The organism is Paenibacillus sp. OT2-17, from assembly GCF_009827695.1.
Lineage (GTDB): Bacteria > Bacillota > Bacilli > Paenibacillales > Paenibacillaceae > Paenibacillus > Paenibacillus polymyxa_B.
This window is the reverse complement of record NZ_WUDQ01000294.1, coordinates 1-4,495: the sequence shown is the minus strand read 5'-3', so window position 1 is coordinate 4,495 and position 4,495 is coordinate 1. Positions and strand designations below refer to the sequence as shown.

The following is a 4,495-nucleotide window of genomic DNA, read 5'->3' as shown; positions in this document are numbered from 1 at the left end:
CCTGATAAGCGATAAAATCGCCGAACATCGTAAGTACGACATCACGCGGTTCATCATATTGCGAGACCCATTCACCCGGCTTATCGCCAAGGTTAATCTTAATGCGCTCCCGAATAGAGCGGATTTGCAGTGGATCGACCATAAAGAGAATACCTGCAGAATTCTTAATATGCTGTCCATGCAGTCCCAGATAGTCCTGATCTACCATTCCCTCACCGGCGACATCAAAAAATACCAGCGTCAATGGCGGCTTTTCCTCATCCTTAAATACAAACTGGAAGATAAAAGGCTCCTGCATCTTTTCTTTTTGTGTCGATGTAAGCAGATCCCCTCGTTCAAATAGGGGTTCCTCATACATGGTGCGGAACTTTCGGCTGATCTCTGCATTGAGCGGCATGCAAGCCGCGTCAAAATGATCGGCCGTAACATGCTGCAACGTGTGAATCAGTGAGGTCATATAAACAGATTTCCCCGCCTGCGAAGCTCCAATGATCGAAATGATATTGCTAGGCACCTTACCCGCGGTCACGGGCAGTTCGTTATGGCAGTGCGGGCACAGTCGGTGACGCGTCAGCTCGCCATAACGGTCCGTCAGTCCTGTCAGTACATGATCAGAATACAATCGATGTTCCTCAGGGACATCATGGGGATGCAAAATCGCCTCCATATCATGCACACTGTCCAAACCAAAACGCTCCCGATATTTGTTCAACAGCTCATCTTCACCCAAAGCGTAGTCCTCGTCATCTTCACGGTGATGAGAAGCACGGAATACCACTTCCTCCGGGGAAAATTTACTAAAGCAATAAGGGCACACAATATCATAAAATAACGGCCTTGGCGCTGCCTGTGGCTTTCTTCTGAATAAATTGCTAAGAAAACTCATCGGTTGCGGCCTCCTTTCATTCAGGGACTAATTCATAGACCGTGCCATATTTCTGGCCATCTGTAAAAAACAGCCGCACATATTCATCTCCCCCCACTTCAACAGCGGGTAAAACATTCCGTCCCGCGGCAAAAGGTGCCGTGAACGGATACAAGGTTCCATCGTCCCGGTCTGCTGGATAACCCCCGCGCTTCTTCACGTAGCAAAGCGCCTCTTGCGGGACAGGAACTTCGGCTGTCACCTGAATCTGGACGGTTTTGCGGCTGCGAAACCAGCTTTTTTTATGGTGAACTGCATATCTGATTTTAGCCCTCCCCGTGCTCAACTCCAGTTGGTTGGCTCCGTCTTGCTGACGGATCACATAAGTGTCTCCATCCTCCCGAACAGCCGGATATACGATATACCGCACGCGTCCAATGCCTTCAATTCGGTCACGATAGCTGCCAGCAGCCTTATACTCCTCGCGTGTAAAAAGTTTTAGGCTTGAAAAAGGCGGCAAAACTTCACCCTCATTTTGCCCATTCACACCTGCATCGGCCGATTGTTTCGCAATATATACCACGGCTGCGCCCTCAGGCCACTGCCAGCGTAACACAACCCGGTTGTCATCAATTTTGTGGCTCAGCTCCGAAATAATAGGATCACCGGGCTGTGCTTCCCTATACTGCATAAGTTCCAGCCTCCCGTTCTAAAATCCACTGCTGCGTCGATTGCGCGTCGGGGCTTCCGGTGCCCCTCTCCGGCGTCCTGATGGCGCACCCTGACTTCCTCCACCGGAAGATCGGCGAGTATTTTCCGCAATCGGCAAAACAAGCGAAAAGACAGCAATAAGGGCTGCCAGTACGAGCGCTGCCACCAAACGAATCATCAAGTCACCTATAGGCGATCCAGATAATCCCTTTTCCAAAATAAAACCAGCGAGCAAGCCTGCCGGGACTCCTCCAATCGCAAAATTCCGTGCGAGAAAACGGTTATCGAACATCAGCCCAAGAGCCAATCCCAATAAAGCGCCGATAATGACCAGCGCCGTTACGCGATAAATGGCAAAATACAGACTGTCGGCATACTCACCTGTCCGCTCCGTTACCAGTGTGCGATCACCGATTTTGTTATATATTTTTCCGAACGCCTGAGTAAGTCCTTGGGCATTGGCTACATTAGAATAAGTTCCGCCCGTCAGGTCAGCAATATTTTGCAATAAGGCTATACCATCCGACTCTGCCAGTTTCAGCCCGATCGTATTAATCGGAATCTGGCGGGCGATATAAGGAGCCAATGCTGTCTGGGTATCCAGATCGCTAAAGCCATCAGAGAGCATGATAACGAGAGAACCTTTTTCTGCATTACCTTGGGTTTCAATCTCTTTGATCGTTTCGTCCAAAGCAAGCCCGATCTCTGTACCGCCTGACATTATAGTCTGCATACTATCGATTTTGGAATAAACCGCTTGCTTCTCTGCATCTGTGCCAATGGGAGTAAATGGCTGAACCAACTGCGCAGCAGATTCAAATGAAACAATGGCTACCCGCTTGTCTCCATCCATTTGGCCAATCAGACTCTTGGCAGCCGTTAGGCGCTCATTATCGGGATCTGTTTGCTGCATACTCCCGGAATTATCAATCACAAGCACGAGGTCCTGTACGCTCTTGCGCCCTTCAGGGTTAACCTGATAGCCCAACTCCAATAGCAGACCTGCCACGAACAACATCACTAGTGTAGCAGGCACCAGTAACTTCCAGGATAACCCGGAGTAGCGCTGCCGCCATGAATGCCCATTTAACTGTGGCGAAATTAGTTCGCCAATCAGACAACCTAGGCCAATGCACAGTGCCATGATGCCAAAATACAGCCCAATCACGACGATATGCGGCCAGTGCCCTATCAATTTGTGAAGAATAAGCTCTCCCAAGATGAAGCCTACTACAGCACCCAACAAGCCGAACAGTAATAGGAGAACGTTAAATTTACGTTGCTTCATAAGAATCGTTGCTTCCTTCCATCATTAAAGTAGGATTAATATGTGGCTACCGCAATTCCGGCAACCGGTCCACGTCGATTCCGTGAAACACGAAACCATTCGCAGTATATGTCTCATAATACGTTTTGCCGTTGCGGTAAACCATCAGATCCTCCAGATGGAAGCCGCCCATCAAATGCAGCTTTTCCACCCCGCTGCTGCGACGCTCATGTACAAAACCCAGCTTGTAAATACGCGAAGTTATGTCCACATCCATAGCGTAAGGAAGAAATTCGCCTTCGTAGTCACCAAAGAAGTACTTTTCTTCATACCGATGCTCATGGGTATAGTCGAGCAAACGTACGTTAATTCCGCCATGTTCCTCCAACGTTTGATACAGTTTTTTAAACAACTCATCCTTCGGAACGACCAGCCGATTTTCATATGCAGCAGCTACATTGGCACGCCGCAATAATTCTTCTTCGAAGGTCTGATTAAACGGCTGTGAACTGAGAATCAAGGTGCGACAGGTCTGCGTAAGTCGATCCACCAATGCGGATAGACCCCCGTCCAGCAATCCGGATACAGACCCCATATGCCGGGTATCAAAGAATATAGATTTTCCCCGCTTGCTTTCCAGCTCACGCATGACATCCTCCGTCACACGCTCATAATACTCGAACAGGTTTTGACCTGTGTAACTATCGGCCTGCCGAATACTGTCCGTTGCAGCTTGATGTAGTTCACGCTCCAGGCTGGAAAGCTGTACTGTAATATGCTTCGCCTGTGCATGCCATTTTTCTAGTGCCAGTTCATAGCGACGAAGCAGCTCCAAATCGGCTTGAATTCGCAGCATGTGCAGCTTGTGCCCGTAAACCGTCTCGGTCAGGTAACGAATCAAGCTGCGCACATTATGCTTATCCATGAGTGGCAGTCGTTGAAAAGGCTGGTCCTCCACCTGACCGCTATACAGGGTGTCCAGTTCAGCGGTACTAATCTGCAAGTCATTGGACGTATCCCGAATCAGCCCCCGAATGGCCGTAAGCACATTTCCTGTTTTATTTTCATCCGTCCAGTCTGTCAACTCGAATAAGCCGATTTCAGGATATTCCTTGGAAGCTGCATTCACAGCCGACTGTAGACCTGATTCCGCCTGAAAATCTCCCAACCGTTTGTGCATAATCCGTTCACAGTTATCGCGGAAAAAGGCTTCGCAGCCCTGACCGAACAAGGCTTCCTCCGCATCACGTAATGTCATTCGCTTCAAGGAGCCGTAGCTGGCTCCGCTGGTCATCAGTGCGCTCATGTCCGTGATCGCCTCATTACCAGGAACGAGATCATTTCGCGTGCGACCGCGTTCAGCAGCATCTAAACCAAAATAATTCAGCTTATCGCGTATGTCCCACTCCTGCTCTGTTCTCATACGCTCTAGCAGCTTTACATAAAAGTGATACAGCACCGTGAGTGCGATTGACTGGTTAGGGCGGTTGACTCGGGAAAATCCAGCCGACACATAACCCTGCCGCCCGGATTCCGTCATGATGTTGTTTTTAAACGATGTATTGTTGTATCCCCCATCCTGTGACCGATAGGAATCTCCTGCCTGATAGCGGTTTTTAAGAAGCTGAATGTGGCAAATGATGTCACAGCTT

The 4,495-nt window shown here is 49.2% G+C and carries 4 protein-coding genes; all 4 read right to left on the bottom strand.

Going from position 1 to position 4,495, the window contains the following annotated elements:
- Window positions 1-886, bottom strand: an 886-nt coding sequence (locus GRP75_RS19810; RefSeq protein WP_160790143.1) for a hypothetical protein, incomplete at its 3' end; no start/stop codon positions are given.
- Window positions 887-902: 16 nt separating this feature from the next.
- On the bottom strand, window positions 903-1,556 hold the full coding sequence (locus GRP75_RS19805) for a beta-mannanase (RefSeq protein ID WP_071558813.1): 654 nt from the start codon (window positions 1,554-1,556) through the stop codon (window positions 903-905).
- Window positions 1,557-1,574: 18 nt separating this feature from the next.
- Entirely contained in the window at window positions 1,575-2,864 is a 1,290-nt protein-coding gene (locus tag GRP75_RS19800) for a vWA domain-containing protein (RefSeq protein ID WP_023988389.1), read from the bottom strand.
- Window positions 2,865-2,910: 46 nt separating this feature from the next.
- Window positions 2,911-4,495 (bottom strand): transcription initiation factor TFIID (locus GRP75_RS19795; protein WP_160790142.1); only part of this gene is annotated, 1,585 nt, incomplete at its 5' end.